The organism is Bacillota bacterium, from assembly GCA_009711825.1.
Taxonomy (GTDB): domain Bacteria; phylum Bacillota; class Proteinivoracia; order UBA4975; family VEMY01; genus VEMY01.
Genome location: VEMY01000058.1, coordinates 15863 through 35081 on the forward strand (window position 1 = coordinate 15863; position 19219 = coordinate 35081).

23 protein-coding genes are annotated in these 19219 nt (G+C 54.8%); 19 read left to right on the plus strand and 4 right to left on the minus strand.

Annotation, left to right across the window (positions count from 1 at the left end):
- Nucleotides 1–137: 137 nt before the first annotated feature.
- Entirely contained in the window at nucleotides 138–2228 is a 2091-nt protein-coding gene (locus FH749_14365) for a DNA topoisomerase III (GenBank protein ID MTI96634.1), read from the minus strand.
- A 336-nt stretch (nucleotides 2229–2564) separates the two neighbouring features.
- Here FH749_14365 and FH749_14370 point away from each other — a divergent pair, with 336 nt between their 5' ends.
- From FH749_14370 to FH749_14455, 18 genes are all read left to right on the plus strand, one after another.
- Entirely contained in the window at nucleotides 2565–3161 is a 597-nt protein-coding gene (locus FH749_14370) for a signal peptidase I (GenBank protein ID MTI96635.1), read from the plus strand.
- The gene (locus FH749_14375) at nucleotides 3161–3382 is read left to right on the plus strand and encodes a hypothetical protein (GenBank protein ID MTI96636.1); all 222 of its coding nucleotides are present in this window, start codon (nucleotides 3161–3163) and stop codon (nucleotides 3380–3382) included. The genes FH749_14370 and FH749_14375 overlap by 1 nt, the downstream gene beginning before the upstream one ends.
- Nucleotides 3340–3606 (plus strand): hypothetical protein, encoded by a 267-nt coding sequence (locus tag FH749_14380; protein MTI96637.1) that lies wholly within the window; start codon nucleotides 3340–3342, stop codon nucleotides 3604–3606. Before FH749_14375 ends, FH749_14380 begins: the two co-directional genes overlap by 43 nt.
- Nucleotides 3607–3665: 59 nt before the next feature.
- Nucleotides 3666–4241 carry a hypothetical protein gene (locus FH749_14385; GenBank protein ID MTI96638.1) on the plus strand — a complete coding sequence of 192 codons (576 nt, stop codon included), beginning with the start codon at nucleotides 3666–3668 and terminating at the stop codon, nucleotides 4239–4241.
- On the plus strand, nucleotides 4241–4819 hold the full coding sequence (locus FH749_14390; protein MTI96639.1) for a hypothetical protein: 579 nt from the start codon (nucleotides 4241–4243) through the stop codon (nucleotides 4817–4819). The genes FH749_14385 and FH749_14390 overlap by 1 nt, the downstream gene beginning before the upstream one ends.
- Nucleotides 4820–5010: 191 nt before the next feature.
- Complete coding sequence (locus FH749_14395; protein MTI96640.1) at nucleotides 5011–5586, plus strand: hypothetical protein; 576 nt, start codon at nucleotides 5011–5013, stop codon at nucleotides 5584–5586.
- A gap of 260 nt (nucleotides 5587–5846) precedes the next feature.
- Nucleotides 5847–6497, plus strand: coding sequence for a hypothetical protein (locus tag FH749_14400; protein ID MTI96641.1), 651 nt, complete (start codon nucleotides 5847–5849; stop codon nucleotides 6495–6497).
- Nucleotides 6498–6771: 274 nt separating this feature from the next.
- Entirely contained in the window at nucleotides 6772–7677 is a 906-nt protein-coding gene (locus FH749_14405; GenBank protein MTI96642.1) for an aspartate carbamoyltransferase catalytic subunit, read from the plus strand.
- Nucleotides 7677–8993, plus strand: coding sequence for a dihydroorotase (locus FH749_14410; GenBank protein MTI96643.1), 1317 nt, complete (start codon nucleotides 7677–7679; stop codon nucleotides 8991–8993). The genes FH749_14405 and FH749_14410 overlap by 1 nt, the downstream gene beginning before the upstream one ends.
- A complete protein-coding gene (locus FH749_14415; protein ID MTI96644.1) occupies nucleotides 8990–9727 on the plus strand; it encodes a dihydroorotate dehydrogenase electron transfer subunit in 738 nt (245 codons plus the stop codon). The genes FH749_14410 and FH749_14415 overlap by 4 nt, the downstream gene beginning before the upstream one ends.
- Nucleotides 9724–10644, plus strand: coding sequence for a dihydroorotate dehydrogenase (locus FH749_14420; GenBank protein ID MTI96645.1), 921 nt, complete (start codon nucleotides 9724–9726; stop codon nucleotides 10642–10644). The genes FH749_14415 and FH749_14420 overlap by 4 nt, the downstream gene beginning before the upstream one ends.
- On the plus strand, nucleotides 10637–11314 hold the full coding sequence (gene pyrF / locus FH749_14425) for an orotidine-5'-phosphate decarboxylase (protein ID MTI96646.1): 678 nt from the start codon (nucleotides 10637–10639) through the stop codon (nucleotides 11312–11314). The genes FH749_14420 and pyrF overlap by 8 nt, the downstream gene beginning before the upstream one ends.
- The gene (locus tag FH749_14430) at nucleotides 11314–11877 is read left to right on the plus strand and encodes an orotate phosphoribosyltransferase (GenBank protein ID MTI96647.1); all 564 of its coding nucleotides are present in this window, start codon (nucleotides 11314–11316) and stop codon (nucleotides 11875–11877) included. The genes pyrF and FH749_14430 overlap by 1 nt, the downstream gene beginning before the upstream one ends.
- A gap of 119 nt (nucleotides 11878–11996) precedes the next feature.
- Complete coding sequence (locus FH749_14435; GenBank protein MTI96648.1) at nucleotides 11997–13118, plus strand: GNAT family N-acetyltransferase; 1122 nt, start codon at nucleotides 11997–11999, stop codon at nucleotides 13116–13118.
- Nucleotides 13119–13183: 65 nt separating this feature from the next.
- Entirely contained in the window at nucleotides 13184–14470 is a 1287-nt protein-coding gene (locus tag FH749_14440) for an HD domain-containing protein (GenBank protein ID MTI96649.1), read from the plus strand.
- A 117-nt stretch (nucleotides 14471–14587) separates the two neighbouring features.
- A complete protein-coding gene (locus tag FH749_14445; protein ID MTI96650.1) occupies nucleotides 14588–15313 on the plus strand; it encodes an AzlC family ABC transporter permease in 726 nt (241 codons plus the stop codon).
- Nucleotides 15300–15608 (plus strand): AzlD domain-containing protein, encoded by a 309-nt coding sequence (locus tag FH749_14450; GenBank protein ID MTI96651.1) that lies wholly within the window; start codon nucleotides 15300–15302, stop codon nucleotides 15606–15608. The genes FH749_14445 and FH749_14450 overlap by 14 nt, the downstream gene beginning before the upstream one ends.
- A 138-nt stretch (nucleotides 15609–15746) precedes the next feature.
- Nucleotides 15747–16625, plus strand: a complete 879-nt coding sequence (locus FH749_14455; GenBank protein ID MTI96652.1) for a cation transporter — start codon at nucleotides 15747–15749, stop codon at nucleotides 16623–16625.
- A 65-nt stretch (nucleotides 16626–16690) separates the two neighbouring features.
- Here the strand turns inward: FH749_14455 and FH749_14460 are convergent, their stop codons facing one another.
- Together FH749_14460 and trpS are read right to left on the minus strand one after the other, a co-directional pair.
- On the minus strand, nucleotides 16691–16882 hold the full coding sequence (locus tag FH749_14460; GenBank protein ID MTI96653.1) for a ferredoxin: 192 nt from the start codon (nucleotides 16880–16882) through the stop codon (nucleotides 16691–16693).
- Between the two features lie 106 nt (nucleotides 16883–16988).
- Nucleotides 16989–17963: a tryptophan--tRNA ligase gene (gene trpS / locus FH749_14465; protein MTI96654.1), complete on the minus strand. Its 975-nt coding sequence runs from the start codon at nucleotides 17961–17963 to the stop codon at nucleotides 16989–16991.
- Nucleotides 17964–18251: 288 nt separating this feature from the next.
- Here trpS and FH749_14470 point away from each other — a divergent pair, with 288 nt between their 5' ends.
- Nucleotides 18252–18842: a DUF2726 domain-containing protein gene (locus FH749_14470; protein MTI96655.1), complete on the plus strand. Its 591-nt coding sequence runs from the start codon at nucleotides 18252–18254 to the stop codon at nucleotides 18840–18842.
- A gap of 151 nt (nucleotides 18843–18993) precedes the next feature.
- Here FH749_14470 and FH749_14475 read toward each other — a convergent pair.
- Nucleotides 18994–19219: IS110 family transposase (locus FH749_14475; protein ID MTI96656.1), on the minus strand; the 226-nt coding region annotated here is incomplete at its 5' end.

Below are 19219 nucleotides of genomic sequence, written 5' to 3' on the forward strand. Positions count from 1 at the left end.
GGTGAAGCAAACATCACTTGGCTGATTCCCCTCGGCCTGAAAAAATGTCTCCTTCATTCCACTCGCTACAATATACGTATACAGCCAACAGAATATGAGGGTGAGTACAGCAAAAGAGCGCAATCAGCGCTCTTTTTTTAATCGTCCTTTTTCTCCAATGCCGCCTTCAGAGCATCGGCCATGCTGCCGGTCAGCGGCTTTTCTTCTTTGTACTTGTTCACCAGCTGCTTTTGCTTGCGTGTGTCTACCCGTTTTTCGCCGTCCAATTGTTCTATCACATTGCATGGGCGGCAGTGGAAGAACTTGCCCGCTTTGCCCTTGCGCAGTTCCATCTTCTTATGGCACTGGGGACAGCGTTTGTTGGTTAGGTTCTTTTCATCCTTCAAGCGGTAATTGCATTCCCGGTTGGGACAGACCAGCATCTTGCCCTGGCGCCCCTTGCGTTCCCGCAGGTGTTCACCGCAGTGGGGGCAGCGGGCCCGGGAGACATTGTGGGGCACATACTTTTTCTCGCTCGCGGCCACCTCCCGGACAATTTCCCGGGTTCGCTGGCGAATTTCTGTCAGGAATTTCTCCATATTGCCTGTGCCGCGGGCGATGTTCTCCAGTTCTCGCTCCCAGCGGGCGGTAAGTTCCGGCGAACGCAGATCGCTGACCACCAGGTCCAAAAGCTGCATACCCTTGGCAGTCGGGTTCAATGCAGAGCCCTTACGCTCAATCGTCTCGCTGTTTAGGAGCTTTTCGATGATATCGGCCCGGGTGGCGGGGGTGCCGAGATTATGCTTCTCCATCAGCGAGAGCAAACTCGCCTCGGTATGTCGGGTCGGCGGTGTGGTTTGCCCCGGCTTCAGTTGACAGCGCCGCACCGGCAATTTGTCCCCCTTATTCAGGGGAGGGAGACTTTGACTGCCTTCCTCGTTCTCTTCCTTTTCATAGACCGCCTTCCAGCCCGCGTCCTTCATAATCCGGCCGCTGGCCTGAAACTGCTCGCCGCCAATTGTCAGCGTCACCTGCGTTTCATCATAGCGGCAGGGCGGATAGAAGAGGGCGATAAACCGGCGCACAATCAGGTCGTAGAGCCGGCGCTCGTCATTGGTCAGCACGCCTAGCTGCAGCGTCTCGTCAGTGGGGATGATGGCATGGTGATCACTGACCTTGCTGTCATCCACAACCCGCTTGCCCGGTTGCAGCGGTCGGGTGGTCAGGGGTCGCGCCAGGCTGGCATAGGGTCCGACCGCCACCGCCTTCATACGCGCCGGCAGCGTGCTCACCATGTCGCTGCTCAAGTGGCGGGAGTCGGTGCGGGGGTAGGTGACCAACTTATGCTGCTCATAGAGGCGTTGCAAGACATTAGAAGTCTGCTTGGCGGAAAAGCCATAGCGCTTGTTGGCGTCTCGCTGCAGTTCGGTGAGGTCATAGGCCAGTGGCGACGGCTCCACCCGCTCCCGGATCTTGACTTCGCTTACGAGAGCGTCCTTGCCCACCACCTTTGCCAGCAGCTCCTCAGCGGTGTCCTTGGCAAACAAGCGCCCATCCTGCTTACCACGCCATTGGCCCCGGAAGCGACCGAGATCAGCCTCCAGCGTCCAGTAATTCTTGGGGCGAAAGGCACGGATTTCCTGCTCCCGCTGCACCAGCATGGCCAGAGTAGGGGTTTGCACCCGGCCAGCCGCCAATTGGGCGTTGTACTTGCTGGTCAGGGCCCGGGTGATGTTGAGGCCAATCAGCCAGTCCGCCTCCGCGCGGCAAACCGCCGAGCGAAAGAGGTTGTCGTAGTTCTTGCCCGGGCGCAGATTGGCAAAGCCGTCTTTAATCGCCCGGTCGGTTTGGGAGGAAATCCACAGGCGTTTAAAGGGCTTTTGCCAGTGGACCAATTCCATAATCCAGCGTGCTACCAACTCCCCCTCGCGGCCGGCGTCGGTAGCAATAATCAGCTCCCCCAAATCCTTGCGTTTGCAGAGCGAGTTAATCGCCTTGAACTGGTGGGAAGTCTGGCGGATGACTTTCAACTTCATGCGCTTAGGCGTAATCGGCAGATCCTCCATGCGCCAGGTGGCGTACTTTTTATCGTAGTCCTCGGGCTCGGCCAACTCCACCAGGTGGCCTAGGGCCCAGGTCACCACATAGCGGGGACCCTCAAAATGACTCTTCTGTTTTTGCGTACAGCCCAGCACCCGGGCCAGCTCCCGGGCCACGCTGGGCTTTTCAGCCAGCACCAAAGATTTCATAATCCAACTCCTCAGGCTTTTTCCTCATTATAACATAGTGGGTCGGCTCCCCCCCAAGGCGCCCAAATGCCCACCCCGGAAGGGAGCGCCCACCCAGGGACGGAGGTTAATTGCGCCATCCTGCCCACCTGGGGACGGAGGTTAGCTGCGCCATTTTGCGACATTTCAATGCTCGGACAGAAACAAACCAGGAAAATATCGCACATTGGGGGAATATCCCGCCAACTAAGGTAAATAATACCGTAAGCAAAGTTCCCAATATCTCGTAAGAAATGACAGCGAAAGGGGATAAATCCCGTACGTTTGTAAAGCTGTGCAGTGAGGAGGTAAGCCGGGATGTTAGCAAAACTCAACTTGAACTTTAATAAACAACGTTTCCATCGGGTTATAAAAATCAGTGGCAATGTGGCAATGGTCTGCTTGCTGTTATTTATGGCTGCGATGGTTTTTTATTCAGTCAAGAGCCGGCTGGATGGGGGTATCCCCCAAGTAGCCGGGCGGCATTTTTTTGTCGTCCTCTCGGGCAGCATGGAACCGGCAATTGGCACTGGCAGTTTGCTGGTGGTAAAACCGACAGAGGCGGAAGCGGTTCAGGTGGATGATATCATCACCTACCATGACGGGCCACGGACCGTCACCCACCGGGTCATGGACATCAACTCCGACGGTAGCTTCATTACCAAAGGCGATGCCAACAATGTTCCCGACCTGGAGCCAGTGGCGCCGGGAGATTTAGTTGGCACCGTCACCGGCATTGTGCCGTTGGCGGGGTATGTAATTAACTTCGGCCAGACAAGAACAGGGATGTTGCTGCTTATTTTCCTGCCCGCCCTGGCGATTATGGCCCTGGAGTTCAGAAATCTCTACAGCTATGCAACGGAGTTGGATAACCGGCGCAAGCAAGAGCAAGCAAAGGGAGGTAATGACTCGTGATGATTATATTGAGATCTGCCGCAGTAATTGTAGTTTGCACTTTGGTTCTTGTTGGCAGCACTAACTTGCCAGTTGTAGAGACAAATTCCTACTTCACCAGTTCCGACAGCCGGGACATTGTTGTCTATGTCAAGGAAGAAACAGGACAGAGCGGACAGGAGACAATGACGACTATAGTTTGGAAGGCTATATGCCATATGGACCTGAGAATCAAAAAATAGCTGTCGAACCAATGCCCCTGAACAGCTTATGGGGCCGAAACAATGTCTTGCACAATATGGATGCAGAAGAAGCTCTTGCTAACGGATATGCAGCTGTGTATAAGCTTGAAATTGAGCTTCCAAAAGAAACAGGCAACCATTATCAAGACGCTGAGTTTAGTACTAATCTAGTTGTAGAAGCTGTTCAGTCTGATAACAATTCAGATATAGAGTGGAGCAATTAGTAACTAATAGGTGCGCCCTTCGGGGCGCACATCCCATCTCCTAATTAAGGAGGGAAAACATGCGCAATAGGTTTTATGTGATCCTAAGTTGTATACTGTTATCTACATTGCTGGTCAGTCAGACCTGGTCTTGGTTCACCGACCGGGCCACAGCTTCTTTTGATACTAGTTTTACCGCTGGCAAACTCAAAATTACCATAATTGAGCCCGATGGTGAGGGCAATCTGCTTTTTGATAGCCCCAGTTCCGAGCCAGAATTGACGATAAAGAATACCGGAACCCTGGATGCGAAAATTAGAGGGTTTCTTGTGTTCGAACAAGCCGATTGGGGACTATTCCATAAAAATGTACGCCTAGATGTGTTTGAACTGGATGACGAAGGCAACGAGATCAAAAAGATCGTTGACCACAAAAAGTTTACGGTAATATCTCAAGAAGGTTTTATTCTTACCAAAGATGATGAAGTGCTGACCGTGGGTGAAACGATGAATCTGAAATTCAAGTTGTATAATACGATGCCTGAGTCATCGAATGTTAGCCATGAACTGGAAGGCCAGATTATCTTCACCGCTTACCAAGTCAACGACGATGGTTGGTTGGACTATCCGGTGCCCGTTTACGGAGGGGATGACTAATGTATAAAAAACTAGTTCGCCTCAGCGCTGTGTTGAGTATAACCATACTCTTCATTCTTACCGGCTTGCTGCTGATTCTGCCTGCTCCCGTCCACGCCTTCGAGATCGAAATTCGGGAAATGAGCATCACCGTCCTCGACGATACCCCGATTTTTTCCGAGTCGAACATGGCCCCCGGCGACAATGCTGCTTCCGCCGCCACCGTTAGCAACACCGGTGAGGATGCCTTTGACCTCTCGCTCAGCGTCGAACTGGCGGCAGGCGATGAACTGCTCTACGAGCTCTTGGTCATCGAAATCGGCGATGGCGACTCAAGTTACTATCGGGGCCCCCTGCACCGCCTCGACGGCGCCCCCCTGGGTGAAATCGCCGGTGGCGAAGTCCGGGAGCTGGACATGGCTGTCAGTTTACCCGCCTCTGCCGGCAATGAATACCAGGGTAAGGAAATCAAAGTGAGCTTTATCTTCACCGGACATGGTGAGTCGATGCCGGTAACCGGGACCAATATCAACTGGCTGTTGATTCCCGGCCTGTTGTTGGCAGCCATCGGCGGCTTCCTCGTCCTCAAGCGCCCATAGGGGGACGGAGGTTAGCTGGGCACAACTAATGCAACATTAGGGACTCACCTTAGTGTTGCATTTTCTGCATCTTGCAGGGAACAATTTGATGTGAAGACTAAACCAGCGTCCCTGGTTTGCAGGAGGAATACGAAATTGCCCAGTTAACCTCCGTCCCCGGATGGGCAATTAAGTTCAGCCAGGAGGAATAAATGTTCAAGCGGTATGTTGGCTTTTTGGTGGTAACTGTCATTTTGATGGCATTGCTCTTTGCCGCCGTGCTATTGATGGGGCCCCCTAGAAGCGTACTGGAATCAAGTGTTCATGAGCTGCAGCTTGAAGTTGTGGGTGATATGCCTGTGTTTTCCTCACCGACTGGTGAGACGGACACGGATAGCTCTCTTACCTTTGCCAACACCACTGACCAGGCGCTGCAATTTTTCTTGCAGGCGCAGGTGGAAGCTGGCGAGTTAGCCCTGTTTGACTTACTGACAATCGAAGTTTCCTCTGGTGAGTCGGGCTATTACTACGGACCCCTGAGCCGTCTGCACGGCATTCCCCTGGGCGAGCTGGCGGCCGATGAGGTTCGGGAGCTGGAGCTGGAGGTAAGTCTCCCTGCCGCCGATAAAGAGTTTGATGACCAGGTGGTTGCTGTCAGTTTTGAGATCACCGGGCAAGGCGATACTATTCCACTAACCCAGGCAAATATCGACTGGCTGCTGATTCCCGGGCTGGCCCTCACCGGGTCGGGATTGATTTTATATCTCCTGAACAAAGACTTTATCTAATCTCACTAATCTAATCTCAATCCCCGCTTTCGCGGGGATTGTTTTACTACAGGGATGGATGTTGACTGGACACTATCGGCACAACGGCGAAACCAAGCGTCAACTTGCTCACCGTCGGTAATAGAAACGCCAGCCGTGACTGATTCTTCAACTACAGCCACCTCGCAATTACAATCGCTTTTTGGCGTCAGTTATTAGGGCCATGCAGGATTTTTTTATTTTTGCGAGAATATTCTCCATAAAGGCAGGGGGTGGAAGTGATGAAAAAATTTTGGCCGCTTTTGGTGCTGTTAATTGTCTTGTTGTTGCCGGCCAACTGTTTGCTGCGAGATCGGGCTTTTATCCTCAATCCAGGCGCGGATATCCAGAGCTTTAATGCCGACGGCATGGAGAAACAGCTTACCCAGCGGTTTGAAGCGGAGTTTGATGAGATCTATATTGATATAGAAAGTTTAACCCTGATTTTGTCCGGAGAGGGAAAGATACGCGAGTTTGCAACAGACTTTACCGTGCCTGTTTCTGGACGCTATCACCAGTACCGACTGCAGGATAAGCGTGTTTCCCTGGTGGATGATAACTTCCAGGCCTTGGAGCATTTTCGTCTGCCTGTTGCAACTTTATTTTCATCCCTTGACCAGGCGCCCTGGTCGGAGCTATTGCTAGCTTTGCCCGAGGCAGACGGCTATTGGCTGAAGTTTGAGCGCTACTTGGATAATTTTGAACCCCAGGTTTTTGATGCTGATGATAGTATTGCTACCACTTATGTAGATGTCAACGGGTCAGTAATTCGTGTACCGTTACGGGAGGTTTCCTTGAACGGACCGACAATTATTGCCCGTTGCACGCCTCTGGATGCCGATGGCTCAACCCAAGCCATGGCAATGCCCGAATTATTGATATTGCGTCCGTAAGCGAAAAATTTTCCATGATTTTCTGTTTACATGTTTTTAAATCAATGTTATACTTTAAAAAACCTTTAAAGACAGTCCTGTGAGGCTGGCAAGGGTCACAATTTAGGATATTTGTGTACACAAGCCTTGGCCCCTCACAGGAGCCAAGGCTTTTTTGAGCGCCTTTAAAGACAGTCCTGCGAGGCTGACAAGGTGTCCGTGCAAAGGCTTGTTATTTGTGCGCATATCCGGTCTCCAGGCGAGACCGGTTTTTTTATTGAAAAGGGGGATGACGATGGATAAGCACCTGTTGGCACTAGAAGACCTGAGCAGAGAACAATTGTGGACACTACTACATCGCGCCAACGAGTATCGCGAGCGCCTGGACCGGGGCGAGAAGGACGGCCGGGAATTGGCGGGTTGGACAGTGGCAAACATGTTTTTTGAAAACAGCACCCGCACCCGCATGTCCTTTGAGCTGGCGGCCAAATACCTGGGCGCCCACGTGATTAACTTCAGCCAACAGGGTTCCAGCCTCGCCAAGGGTGAAAGTCTGCTAGATACGGCCCAGAACATCGAGGCGATGGCTGTGGACTGCATGGTCATCCGTCACGGCACCTCCGGCGCGGTCCGGTTTGTGGCCGAGAATACCCGGGCTAGCGTCGTCAACGCCGGTGAGGGCCGCCATGAGCATCCCACCCAGGGCCTGTTGGACATTCTCACCATCTGGCGGCATAAGCAACAGGTGGAAGGATTGAAGGTGGTAATCGTCGGCGATGTCCTCCATAGCCGGGTTGCCCGCTCCAACATCCAGGGTCTGACCAAGCTGGGGGCGAAGGTGACGGTCTGCGCGCCGGCCACTCTGTTGCCTGACTCAGGCGACTGGCAGGTGGAGACAGAAACCGACCTAAACGCCGCCCTCGATAGTGCCGATGTGGTCAATGTCCTCCGTCTGCAACTGGAACGTCAGCAACAGGGATTGTTCCCTTCGGCCAAAGAATACTTCAAGTTTTGGGGCGTGGATCAAAAACATTTGCAAAAAGACATGTTGCTCCTGCACCCAGGACCGATGAACCGGGGACTGGAGATTAGTCATCAAGCGGCCGATGGTCCCAACTCAGTAATTCTGGACCAGGTCACCAACGGCGTGGCGGTAAGAATGGCAGTGTTGAGCATACTAAAAGAAAGGGGCGGTAACTGATGGAACTGGTACTGAAAAATGGCAAGATAGTTGACGGTGGCACAATTCGGGAGGCAGATGTTTGGATTCGCGATGGTAAAATTGCCGAGATTGGCACAGATTTGGTGCGCCCGGGGAAAACGTTGGATATGGGTGGCAAGCTGATTCTGCCCGGACTCTTGGATATGCATGTCCATCTGCGGGAGCCAGGCCAGGAGGGTAAAGAAACAATTGCTTCCGGCACTGCTGCTGCAGCCAAGGGCGGCTTCACCACCGTCTGCGCCATGCCCAATACAGACCCGGTGGTCGATAATCCGCTGTTGGTGGAACTAATTGCCACCCGGGCCAAGAACGAAGGTCTGGTGCGGGTGCTGCCGGTGGGTGCGATCACCAAAGGACAGCAAGGCAAAGAAATTGCCGAACTGGGCCTGATGCACCAAGCTGGCGCCATTGGCTTCAGTGACGACGGTGGCTGGGTACAGGATTCCGGCGTCTCCTATAACGCCATGTGCTACGCTGCCCAGTGGGATTTACTAATCATCAGTCACCCTGAAGACGTTTCCTTGGTCGCCGGTGGCGTGATGAACGCCGGCCCCCTGGCCGACAAGCTCGGTCTTGCCGGCGCCGACCCGGTGGCGGAAGTGGCCGCGGTGGAGCGGGATATCGCGCTGGCCGAAGCCAGCAACTGCCGGCTGCACCTCACCCACCTCAGCGTTCGTGGCGCTGTTGAGGCGGTGCGTCGGGCCAAGGCCCGGGGTGTCAGAGTCACCGCCGATGTTACCCCCCATCATTTAATGCTCACTGAGACTGCCTGTGATAATTACAACACCCTGGCCCGGGTCAACCCGCCCCTGCGGACCGAAGCCGACCGGGAAGCATTGCTGGCCGGGCTGTTGGATGGCACAATCGATGCCATCGCCACTGACCACGCTCCCCACAAACAAACCGAAAAATTTACAACTTTTGATGACTCCCCCCCAGGCATCGTCGGCCTGGAAACCGCCTGGGGCCTGCTCTATGCCCAGCTGGTGGAGAGCGGTCGCATGAGTCTGGCAACCTTGGTAGAGAAGTTTACCGCCGGACCGCGTCGGGTCCTGGGCCTGGAGAATCTCTCCATAGCCGTTGGCCAGTCCGCAGATATTACTGCAATCGACCCGGCAGCGCGGGCGGAAGTCGACCCGCAAACGTTTGTCGGCAAGGGCGTAAACACCCCCTTTGCCGGGTGGAAAATGTCCGGCCTGCCTGCAATGACCATGGTAGGAGGCGAAATTGTGATGTTGAACGGTGAAGTAGGCAATGTCACAGTGCCCGTGGAAGCGAGGGCACAGGTTGGATGAAACCGATAGATGCACGGGCTGTAGTGCAGGTCAACGACCTGCTTACGGCCCGTATTTACAGAATGGAGTTGTCCTGTCCTGGTATCGCCGCTGACGTTAGCCCCGGACAGTTTGTGCATGTACAGGTGCCGGGGTACAGTCTGCGCCGTCCCTTTACTGTCGCCGGCGCTGACAAGGGTTGCATAGAAGTAATCTACCGTGCCCAGGGCGCGGGCACCAGGACCCTGACCCAATTGCAGCCCGGCGATGAAATCCAGGTCCTGGGCCCTCTGGGGCGAGGATTTGAGCAACCCCGGGGCCCGGCGCTGCTTCTAGGCGGCGGCATTGGCACCGCAGCGCTCCTGCTCTTGGCCCGTCGTCTTGAACATAGCACCTTGGTGATGGGCGGCCGGAACGCGGACGAATTGTGGCTGGATAAGTTGCCGCTGCCGGCGGGAACCCAAGTGCACTATGTCACAGACGACGGCAGTCGCGGCCAGCAGGGCACAGTGCTCACGGTGGGTGCCAGCCTACTTGCCCCGGATATGTGGGTCGGTGCCTGTGGTCCACGGCCGATGCTGAGGGCCGTGCAGACCATCCTTCATGAGCTAGACATTCCCGGCCAGTTTGCCCTGGAAGAGCGGATGGCCTGCGGCATGGGCGCCTGCATGGGCTGCACCTGCACTATCGCCGCTGGCCCGGCCCTGGTCTGTAAGGACGGGCCGGTGTTCGCTGCCCAGGAGGTGAAGTTTTGATGTTACAGACAGATCTGGGCTTCGCGCGTTTGAACAATCCAATCATGCCGGCTTCCGGCTGTTTCGGCTGGGGCCGGGAATATATCGAACTGTTTGACCTGAAAACTCTTGGCGCTGTGGTTACCAAAGCCACCACATATCTGCCCCGGGAGGGCAATGCCACCCCGCGGGTGGCGGAAGCACCGGCAGGAATGCTCAATGCCATCGGGCTGCAAAACGCTGGTTTGCACGCAGTGGTGAAGACTGATTTGCCTTGGCTGCTGGAGCAGAAGCTGCCGGTGCTGGTCAATGTGGCCGGCAGCACTGTTGAGGAATATGTGCAGGTGGCGGCCGGTCTGGCAGAATTTCCGCTCTTGGGCTTGGAGCTCAACCTCTCCTGCCCCAATGTCCGGGAAGGGGGCATCGCCTTTGGCCTCCAGGCCGAAAGCGTGCACCGGGTTGTCCAGGCGGTGAAGGCCGAATGTCAGCTGCCGCTGGTGGTCAAGCTCAGTCCTAATGTTACGGAAATCACTGAGCTGGCCGTGGCCGCCGCCGAAGCTGGCGCCAGCGCTCTGACCGTGATCAACACTCTGCGGGGAATGGCCATCGACATCGAGCACAGGCGACCGCTTTTGGCCAATACCTTTGGCGGTCTCTCGGGGCCGGCGATCAAGCCGGTGGCCCTGGCCATGGTCTGGCAGGTGGCTTCTGCCGTGGATATTCCCGTAATTGGTTGCGGCGGAATCTCCCGGGTGGAGGACGTGGTGGAATTTCTGATGGCCGGCGCCAGCGCCGTCCAGGTTGGCAGTGCTAGCTTCTCCGAGCCATTGCTGCTGCCGCGGCTGGTCTGGGAGTTGGAGGCCTGGCTGCAGGAACATCAAACTTCTGTAACAGAGCTTGTGGGCGCTGCCCAGCGGAAGGATGAGATAAATGACTAAGCTGATTGTTGCTTTGGACACCCATGATGCGGGAGTTGCCCGCTCCTGGGTGCAAAAGGCAGGGGAACGGGTCAACTTCTACAAGGTCGGCCTGGAACTCTTCAGTTCCGCGGGCCCGGATTTCGTGCGCTGGTTGAAGAATGAAGGAAAGCATGTATTTTTGGATCTGAAATTTCATGACATCCCCAACACTGCCTCCCGGGCAGTGGCAGCAGCCCGGCGCCTGGAAGTGGACCTTTGCACCGTCCATGCCGCCGGCGGCGCGGATATGCTCCGAGCATGCCAGGCCGAGGCAGGTTCGGTGAAGCTCCTGGCAGTGACTGTGCTCACCAGCCTGACCGAAGAGCGCCTGCAACAGGTGGGTGTCAACCGGTCGTTACCCGTCCAGGTTGCGGAGCTCGCCCAACTTGCCCACAGCCAGGGAATTGCCGGCGTAATTTGTGCGCCCCCGGATTTGGCTCAGTTGCAAGCCCTGCCGGCAGAGTTCCTGCGAGTCACCCCGGGTATTCGCCCGGCGGGTAGCGACAGTGGCGACCAGAAGCGGATAATGACCCCGGCCCAGGCGGTCCGGGCGGGCGCTAGCCATATCGTGGTCGGGCGACCGATCACCGCCGCGCCGGACCCGGTGGCCGCGGCAGAACAAATCCTTGCGGAATTGGAGGCGGTTTAGTGAGTACGGTAGAAAAAATCTTCATTGAAACAGGAGCTATTCAGAAAGGACATTTCACCCTGAGTTCCGGCCTGCACAGCGATACTTACCTGCAATGCGCATTGGTCTTGCAATACCCGGATAAAGCTGAGCAGCTCAGCAGTCTGATGGCGGAGAAACTAAAAGATCAAAAGGTGGACACAGTGATTGGCCCGGCCATGGGTGGCATCACTTGGGCCTACCAGCTGGGTCACGCCCTAGGCTGCAGGGCAATCTTCAGCGAACGGGTGGAGGATGTTATGACTTTGCGGCGTGGTTTTGCGGTCACTCCCGGTGAACGGGTGCTGGTGGCAGAGGATGTATCCACCACTGGCGGCTCGGCCATGGAGGTGGTGCGCATGCTCCAGGGTATGCGGGCGGAAGTTATGGGGGTGGCATTGATAGTGGACCGCACCAATGGTAAGCTGGACTTCGGTGTACCCTACCATGCGCTCTATAACCTCCAACCCCAGGTTTGGGAGCCGCAAACATGTCCCTTGTGCCAACAGGGAGTGCCGGTGAACAAGCCGGGCAGCAGAAAATAATCAGTCGGCAATTGCCGGCTGATTATTCATTTCGCAGGATTAATTGCACTAGATGTCGAAATACATTGCATATAATTCTATTGGACTAATTTTAGCTAATGCGGAAAGAAGAGAATGCTATGATTAACGTGGCTGCTGTTACCACTGCTCGGCAACGTCGCCAGTTTGTCGACCTGCCCTGGCGCCTGTACAAAGACGACCCCAATTGGGTGCCACCCCTGCGCTTCGATATGATAAACACCCTCAATCCCAAGCACAACGCGCTCTTGAATCTGGGCCCCTGGTGCTATTTTTTGGCCTACAAAGGTAAGCGCCCGGTGGGGCGTGTCGGTTGCGGCCTGGATCGGCGCCTGAACGAAGCCAAGGGCGTAGAAGCTGGCTACATAACCCTGTTTGAATGCGAAAAGGACTATCAGGTGGCGGAGGCGCTGTTGGACGCTGCTGTTGGGTTTGTGCGCCGCCATGGCGCCACTGTTGTCACCGGTCCCCAGTCCCCTAGCAACGGCGACGACTACCGGGGCATGCTAATCAAGGGGTTTGACACCCCGCCCACCTTCCTCAGCAGCTATAACCCGGAATGGTATCCTGAATTTTTCGAGCGCTATGGTTTTACAAAGCAGTTTGATCGCAATGCCTACTGGTGCGACGCCACCCAGCCCATTCCTGAGCGCATGGTCCGGGGAGTAGATATCGCCGAGCGGCGGTATAAGTTTCGCTTGCGCACCGCCGATTTGAAAAATATCGAAAAGGAAATCCAGGTGTTCAAGCATATAAGTGACAATTCAATGCCTGAGGATTGGCCGGACATGATTCCCCCCAGCGAGGACGAAGTGCGGGCCGAGGTGAACAAACTCAAATTCCTGGCCATCTCCGACCTGATTCTAATTGCCGAAGATTACGAGGGAACGCCGATAGGCATGTCCATTGCCTTGCCGGATTACAACCAGGTGCTCAAGCGGATGAATGGCCGGCTCTTTCCCTTGGGCTGGTGGCATTTCCTGCGCGCCCGCAAGCAGATTGATGTTGCCCGTCTGTTCGTAATCATGGTTGTGCCCGAATATCATCGCAAAGGTGTTTCTGCTGCCTTGTATTTGCGTAGCATGGAAGCCGCTCATCGTCTGGGCTTTCGGGGCGGCGACGGCTCCAGCATCCACGAATTCAACATCGCCATGAACCGCGATGCCCAAGGCGCCGGTGGCGTGCTCTACAAAGTCTTCCGCATCTACCAACTGCCCATTTAGGGACGATGCCCACTTGGGGACGGTCCTTTCCTGGGCACTTTTCGTCAAAGTGAAAGGGGGCAGCCGTGGTGGAAATCAGGGTTTCTGGATACGTGGCTGAGGTGATTGCGGCTCTGCGTGCGGCCGGGCACGAAACATATGTGGTCGGCGGCTGCCTGCGGGATCAGCTCCTTGAACGCCCGCCCCGGGACTGGGATTTGGCAACGGCAGCGCCGGTGGCAGAATTGAAGGAGCTGCTGGCTGAGTTTAAGGTCGTTCCCACCGGGCTGAAATTCGGCACGGTTACAGTCTTGCATCCCTCAGGCCAGTTGGAAATCAGCAGCTTTCGCGCTCCTTCCTTGGCAGCTGATTTGGCGTTTCGGGACTTTACTGTCAACGCCATGGCCTGGAGCGAGGAAGCTGGGCTCTTGGACCCTTGGGGTGGATTGGCTGATTTAGAGGCACGGGTGCTGCGACTGACCGGTGGCGCCAAACGCCTGGAGGAAGATCCGCTGCGCATGCTCCGGGCGGTGCGGCTGGCTGTTGAGTTGAACTTCGCTTTGGCGTACGAAACCCGAGTGGCGCTGGGTCGCTATCGTCAACGTATCGGCGAAGTGAGCCCTGAACGCATTCGCGACGAATTGAACAAGATATTACTCTCGCCCCGCCCTTTGCGGGGTGTGGAATATTTACGCCTTACAGGACTTTTGCGCCAGATATTGCCGGAGGTGGATGCGTGCATTGGCTTTCAGCAGTATCATCCCGCCCACAGTGAGGATGTCTACGGCCATACGTTGCTGGCTGTGGCCCGGACGCCGGCTGACTTGGTTGTGCGCTGGGCCACTTTGCTCCACGATATTGCCAAACCCCTGACCTTCAGCCGTGATGAAAAAGGAGTCGGACATTTCTATGGCCATGAAAAGCTGGGGACGCAGATTGCCGGTAAAATTCTTCGCCGCCTGCGCTTTGATAACAAGACGATTAGCCGGGTGAAAACACTGGTGCGCAATCATATGCTGGCCATCAATTACCCAGAGATGAGGCCGGGAAGACTTTTGGCCCGAGTCGGCCGGGAAAACATTGACGCGCTGTTTGCGCTACAGCGGGCAGATATGCAGGCCACCGCTGTTGACCACAGCGTGGAAAAACTGGACGCAATGGCCGCCCGGGTGCAAGCCTTCTTTGCCCAAAATGCTCCGGTTTCCCGACATGACTTGGCCATTGACGGACGGGATTTACTTGCTGCGGGGATTCCCGAGGGACCGGAGCTGGGTAGAATCCTCGCCCAGCTTACGGAAGCTGTGCTGGACAATCCCGGGCTCAATCAGCGAGAACAATTGCTCAACATGGCGCGTGAACTGCATAAAAATTAAATGCGCCGCTGGGGTGCATTTAATCGTCTCAGCTGCTGAGGCGGAACATGTAAACAGATTGCTGTTTATCTACGCTGATTATGGTATATTCGTAAAAAAGCATTAGTGGGGTCTATTATGCAAAAACAACTAACGCTCAACGAAAATCAATTTGTGGCCGGAATGAGGAGTGGCATTCCAATTGCCATTGGTTATATTCCCATCGCCCTGGCCTTCGGTCTGTTGGCTAAGTCCGGCGGAGTGCCCAATCACGTCGCGGTCCTCCTATCCATGTTAGTTTTTGCCGGCGCCAGCCAGTTCGTGGCTGTAAACATGCTGATTGCCGGCATCAATCCCTGGCAAATTGTAATAACCACTTTTATCTTGAACTTCCGCCACTTTCTGATGTCTTCATCACTGGCCCTGCGCCTGGAGCCCGGCATTTCCCGGGGCATGCTCAGCCTTTTGTCATTTGGCATTACAGATGAGACATTTTCAGTGGCGTCTCTCAGTGAACGGGACAAGCTGCCTCTGTCCTATGTTTTGGGGCTCGCTGTCACCGGTTACGGCGCCTGGAATTTAGGGACAATTGCGGGTGTGCTGGTTGCATCCGGTCTGCCTCCCCTGCTTGCTGACAGCATGGGGATTGCCCTCTACGCAATGTTTATTGGCCTGCTGGTGCCGGCGGCCGTAAAATCTCTGCCCCTTGTGATGGTAGCGGTGACGGCCATGGCTGCTCGCTCACTGCTGCGTTGGCTGCCCTTTGTCGACATTTCGCCTGGTTGGGAGATAATTGTTTGCACAATCCTCGGCGCCGGGGTCGGGGCGATTTTCTACCCGGAGCGGGGTGATGACAATGAGTAATTACCTGCCGTTGATTTTTGCCATGGCCGTAGTTACCTACCTCCCACGTATGGTGCCCATGGTTTTGCTGCCAGAGCTGAAATTGCCGTCGCGCTTACGTGTCTTTTTCCAATACGTTCCCGTGGCGGTGCTGGGGGCCCTGATCTTCCCGGACATACTCTACTCCACCGATAGCATGTCCTCAGCGGCCATCGGCGCTGTTAGCGCCGTCATCATTGCCTTGGTCCGGCCCAATGTTATGTGGGTGATAATGGGTGCCATCGGTGCAGTGATAATCACCAAGCTGTTTATCTAAATTACAAAAATCTGTGGAACACAGCTTATGCCCCCAGATTTTTTTACAACTGGCGGGAACACTCGTCTCGGTCTGAGACTAATATAAATAGACGCTGTTGTGTGTTTTTTAGTTCAATCGGGAGCGGGAGGTACGTCTATGGAGCAGGCTTCTGACATCAGAAATGTGACCATGCGGGTATCAACAATAAATATCATGGTTAATTTTGTGCTTTCAGTGATAAAGTTGACAGCTGGAATTCTTGCCAATTCCGGGGCCCTGATTTCCGATGCGGCCCACTCGGCATCGGATGTGTTCAGCACCTTTATTGTGATCATCGGTGTTAATTACTCCAGCAAAAAGTCGGATAAAGAGCACCAGTATGGTCATGAACGCTTGGAATGCGTGGCGGCAATAGTCCTAGCTGTGATTCTGTTCGCCACTGGTGTCGGCATTGGTTGGAGCGGCCTGGAAAAAATTCTGAACCGCAGTGTGCTGATAGTGCCGGGCACATTGGCCCTCGCTGCCGCGCTGGTTTCGATTGTAATTAAGGAATGGATGTATTGGTTCACCAGAGCGGCAGCAAAGAAGGTCAATTCCGGGGCCCTGATGGCCGATGCCTGGCACCATCGCTCCGACGCCCTGTCATCCTTGGGGGCCTTAGTGGGAATCGCCGGAGCACGGTTGGGGTTTCCAGTGCTGGACTCTGTCGCCAGTGTCGTGATCAGTGTTTTTGTCGCCAAAGCTGCCCTAGAGATATTCAAGGACGCAATCGACAAGATGGTAGACAAATCATGCAGCGACGAGACAGTGGCCAAGATGAAAGATCTGGTCAGCAGTCAGGAAGGCGTTTTGCATATTGATAACCTCAAAACCCGCCTGTTCGGCGCAAGAATTTATGTAGACATCGACATCGCCGCTGACAGTAATTTGAGTCTGGAAAAATCCCATGAGATTGCCCAACGGGTCCATGATGCCATTGAAACCGAATTCACAGAAGTAAAACACTGTATGGTCCATGTAAACCCCAAGAAATAAACCACCGGGGACGTTTCCCTGTGGCCGGACAGCCAGCAAGTACGTCCCCGGTGGCCGGGGAATGATTATTCTTCCACTTCAATCGCTTCGGTGGGGCAGTCGCTGGCGGCTTCACGCACATCATCTTCCAACCCTGCCGGCACCTCTTCCTTGATTGCTACAGCAATGTCCTCATCGTCCATCTCGTAGACATCAGGGCAGGCGGCTGCGCACAGTGTGCAGCCAATGCACTTATCACGGATAATCCTGGTTTTCATGTAAAAACACCTCCTGGTTTAAGCATATGCCAGGAGGTATTATTTTTCAGTGATTGCTGTCACAGTTTGACAATTAAGCCAGTGGTAAACGCCCCGTTGCCGGTGGCTATAAGCCCATGGCGGTCATGACTTTTTCCAGGGTCGGGGCCGCCAGACCCCGGGCCTTTTCGGCGCCGCGCTCCAGGATTTGCTCCAGTTCGCCGCTGGCGATGATCTCCCGGTAGCGGGCCTGAACCGGTGCAAGTTCCTCCACAACCGCTTCGGCAGTGGCAACTTTCAGATGGCCATAGCCCTTGCCTTCAAAATCTGCTTCCAGCTCATCCAGGGAGCGGCCGGTACATAAGCTCAATATCGAAAGTAAATTGCTGACTCCTGGCTTTTCTTCCATGTCGAAGCGTATCTCCATGCCGGTATCGGTGACTGCCCGCTTAATCTTCTTGGCAATTGTCTTTGGTTCATCCAACAAGGAGACGAAGCTGCCGGGGTTGGGATTGGATTTGCTCATTTTTGTCGTCGGGTCGTCCAAAGACATTATCCGCGCTCCCACTTTGGCAATCAGCGGCTCCGGCACAACCAGCAAGTCGCCGAAGCGCTTGTTGAAGCGTTCTGCCAGGTCCCGGGTCAGCTCGAGATGCTGTTTTTGGTCGGCGCCCACCGGCACGTAATTGGTGTCATAGAGCAGGATGTCGGCGGCCATCAGGGTCGGGTAGGTGAAGAGGCCGCTGGAGAAGGTCTCCTTGCCCTGGGACTTCTCCTTGAACTGGGTCATCCGTCCCAACTCGCCAAAGCCCGTCAGGCACTGGAGCAGCCAGGCCAGCTGGCTGTGGGCCGCCACACGGGACTGGACAAAGATAGTGGCCACCTCGGGGTCGATGCCGGAGGCGATGAACATTGCTGCCACTTGGTGCACCTGTTGGCGCAGTTCTGCCGGGTCCTGGGGCACTGTCAGGGCATGGAGATCAACCACGCAAAACAGGCACTGGTGTTCATGCTGAACCCGGGTAAAGTTTTTGAGGGCACCAAGATAGTTGCCAAGAGTGAGGACACCCGAAGGTTGCACTCCGGAAAAAACTCTTTTCATCTCTTTCAGCTCCTTTATAAATATAAAACTCCATCCCGGTTCGGGACGGAGTGAATCCGGTACCACCCGATTTCACGCAAAAGCGTGTTCTCAAAGCCGATAACGGAGGCCCCCGGCCGGAATCCGGCAGCTAGGAAAATCCAGAACCGGGGCTGTGGCCGGACCTTCCACCATCGCCAGCCCGCTGCAAGACAAACCATTCGGGCCACATTTTGCCGTTTCGCTTTGCAGCTATTATGCCCTAAAATGTGGCAGATTGTCAACGGATAGCAGGAGAAATTATTACCAATGGCGAAAAAAACAGTGGAGGTGACGATTGAAATGACGTACATACACTGGGCCATAGCCGGGGGACTGACTTTGGCCTTTATCCTTATACTCTGGTCGATACTGCGGCAGCCGGAGATTTCCTATGACAAGTGTGACAAGTCCCGCTCCCTCTGCGATATGGAGTGGCGCCGGTTCTGGGAATCCCTGCAAAAGGCAGCGGGCCACAAGCGCCTGGTCCTGTCCTGGATCCCCATGCCCCTGCTGATCAAGCCAGGTGACAAGGAAGAGGCGCTGGCAAACTGGCTCCATGAACGCTGGGTAGACTTTGTCGTCTTGGACGACGGCGGCTATATGCCGGTGGCGGTGGTCCAGTTTGAGCGCACTCTGGAAGATGAACATGGCCTCTGGGCTCCCGGCCGCGACTCGATGCTGGAAAAGGTGCTGGAGCAGGCAGGACTGCCGCTGCTGTGGCTGCCCGGAACCCATTACCGGGATCTGGAGATCCTTCGCCATGCCCTGGAGCAATTATGGTCCCGTCAACAGGTAGCAGCAGCATCTTTTGGCAAGAATAAGGATGTAGTTTCAATTACCGATTGGCTAGATGATTAATTTATTAAGTCCTACGGTAACATGTCACCCCCCTAATTTATGAAAGTTGGAAATTATTTTTGCCCTGTTCCTTAAAAAAGGGTGCGCTAAATTAACCCCAGCCCAGAATGTCAAAAACTGGGGAATGGCGAAGGAATCTGTCGGGGATTTCCTAATTTCCCACCTTCCTTCTTGGCGTGTAGATTTGATCGTTGCGTAGCAGCGCATCGATCAAACGCACAAGTTTTCTTGCGGTTAAGACGAGGGCTCTTTTATGCTGGTGCTTCGGCACTTCATGATACTTCTTCAAATAATAGCTTCTAAACTCAGGTTCATATCTCATTACCGAGTTGGCAGCCTCAACAAGGTAAAACCTGAGGTAGCGATTACCTGATCGA

Excerpts from the sequence above, each read along its gene's own strand:
- trpS (MTI96654.1), bottom strand. The coding sequence starts at position 17,963 with ATGAAAAGAGTTTTTTCCGGAGTGCAACCTTCGGGTGTCCTCACTCTT.
- FH749_14470 (MTI96655.1), top strand. The coding sequence starts at position 18,252 with ATGGCGAAAAAAACAGTGGAGGTGACGATTGAAATGACGTACATACAC.
- FH749_14435 (MTI96648.1), top strand. The coding sequence starts at position 11,997 with ATGATTAACGTGGCTGCTGTTACCACTGCTCGGCAACGTCGCCAGTTT.
- FH749_14375 (MTI96636.1), top strand. The coding sequence starts at position 3,161 with ATGATTATATTGAGATCTGCCGCAGTAATTGTAGTTTGCACTTTGGTT.
- FH749_14410 (MTI96643.1), top strand. The coding sequence starts at position 7,677 with ATGGAACTGGTACTGAAAAATGGCAAGATAGTTGACGGTGGCACAATT.
- FH749_14395 (MTI96640.1), top strand. The coding sequence starts at position 5,011 with ATGTTCAAGCGGTATGTTGGCTTTTTGGTGGTAACTGTCATTTTGATG.
- pyrF (MTI96646.1), top strand. The coding sequence starts at position 10,637 with ATGACTAAGCTGATTGTTGCTTTGGACACCCATGATGCGGGAGTTGCC.
- FH749_14460 (MTI96653.1), bottom strand. The coding sequence starts at position 16,882 with ATGAAAACCAGGATTATCCGTGATAAGTGCATTGGCTGCACACTGTGC.
- FH749_14445 (MTI96650.1), top strand. The coding sequence starts at position 14,588 with ATGCAAAAACAACTAACGCTCAACGAAAATCAATTTGTGGCCGGAATG.
- FH749_14365 (MTI96634.1), bottom strand. The coding sequence starts at position 2,228 with ATGAAATCTTTGGTGCTGGCTGAAAAGCCCAGCGTGGCCCGGGAGCTG.
- FH749_14415 (MTI96644.1), top strand. The coding sequence starts at position 8,990 with ATGAAACCGATAGATGCACGGGCTGTAGTGCAGGTCAACGACCTGCTT.
- FH749_14450 (MTI96651.1), top strand. The coding sequence starts at position 15,300 with ATGACAATGAGTAATTACCTGCCGTTGATTTTTGCCATGGCCGTAGTT.
- FH749_14390 (MTI96639.1), top strand. The coding sequence starts at position 4,241 with ATGTATAAAAAACTAGTTCGCCTCAGCGCTGTGTTGAGTATAACCATA.
- FH749_14385 (MTI96638.1), top strand. The coding sequence starts at position 3,666 with ATGCGCAATAGGTTTTATGTGATCCTAAGTTGTATACTGTTATCTACA.
- FH749_14370 (MTI96635.1), top strand. The coding sequence starts at position 2,565 with ATGTTAGCAAAACTCAACTTGAACTTTAATAAACAACGTTTCCATCGG.
- FH749_14405 (MTI96642.1), top strand. The coding sequence starts at position 6,772 with ATGGATAAGCACCTGTTGGCACTAGAAGACCTGAGCAGAGAACAATTG.
- FH749_14455 (MTI96652.1), top strand. The coding sequence starts at position 15,747 with ATGGAGCAGGCTTCTGACATCAGAAATGTGACCATGCGGGTATCAACA.
- FH749_14400 (MTI96641.1), top strand. The coding sequence starts at position 5,847 with ATGAAAAAATTTTGGCCGCTTTTGGTGCTGTTAATTGTCTTGTTGTTG.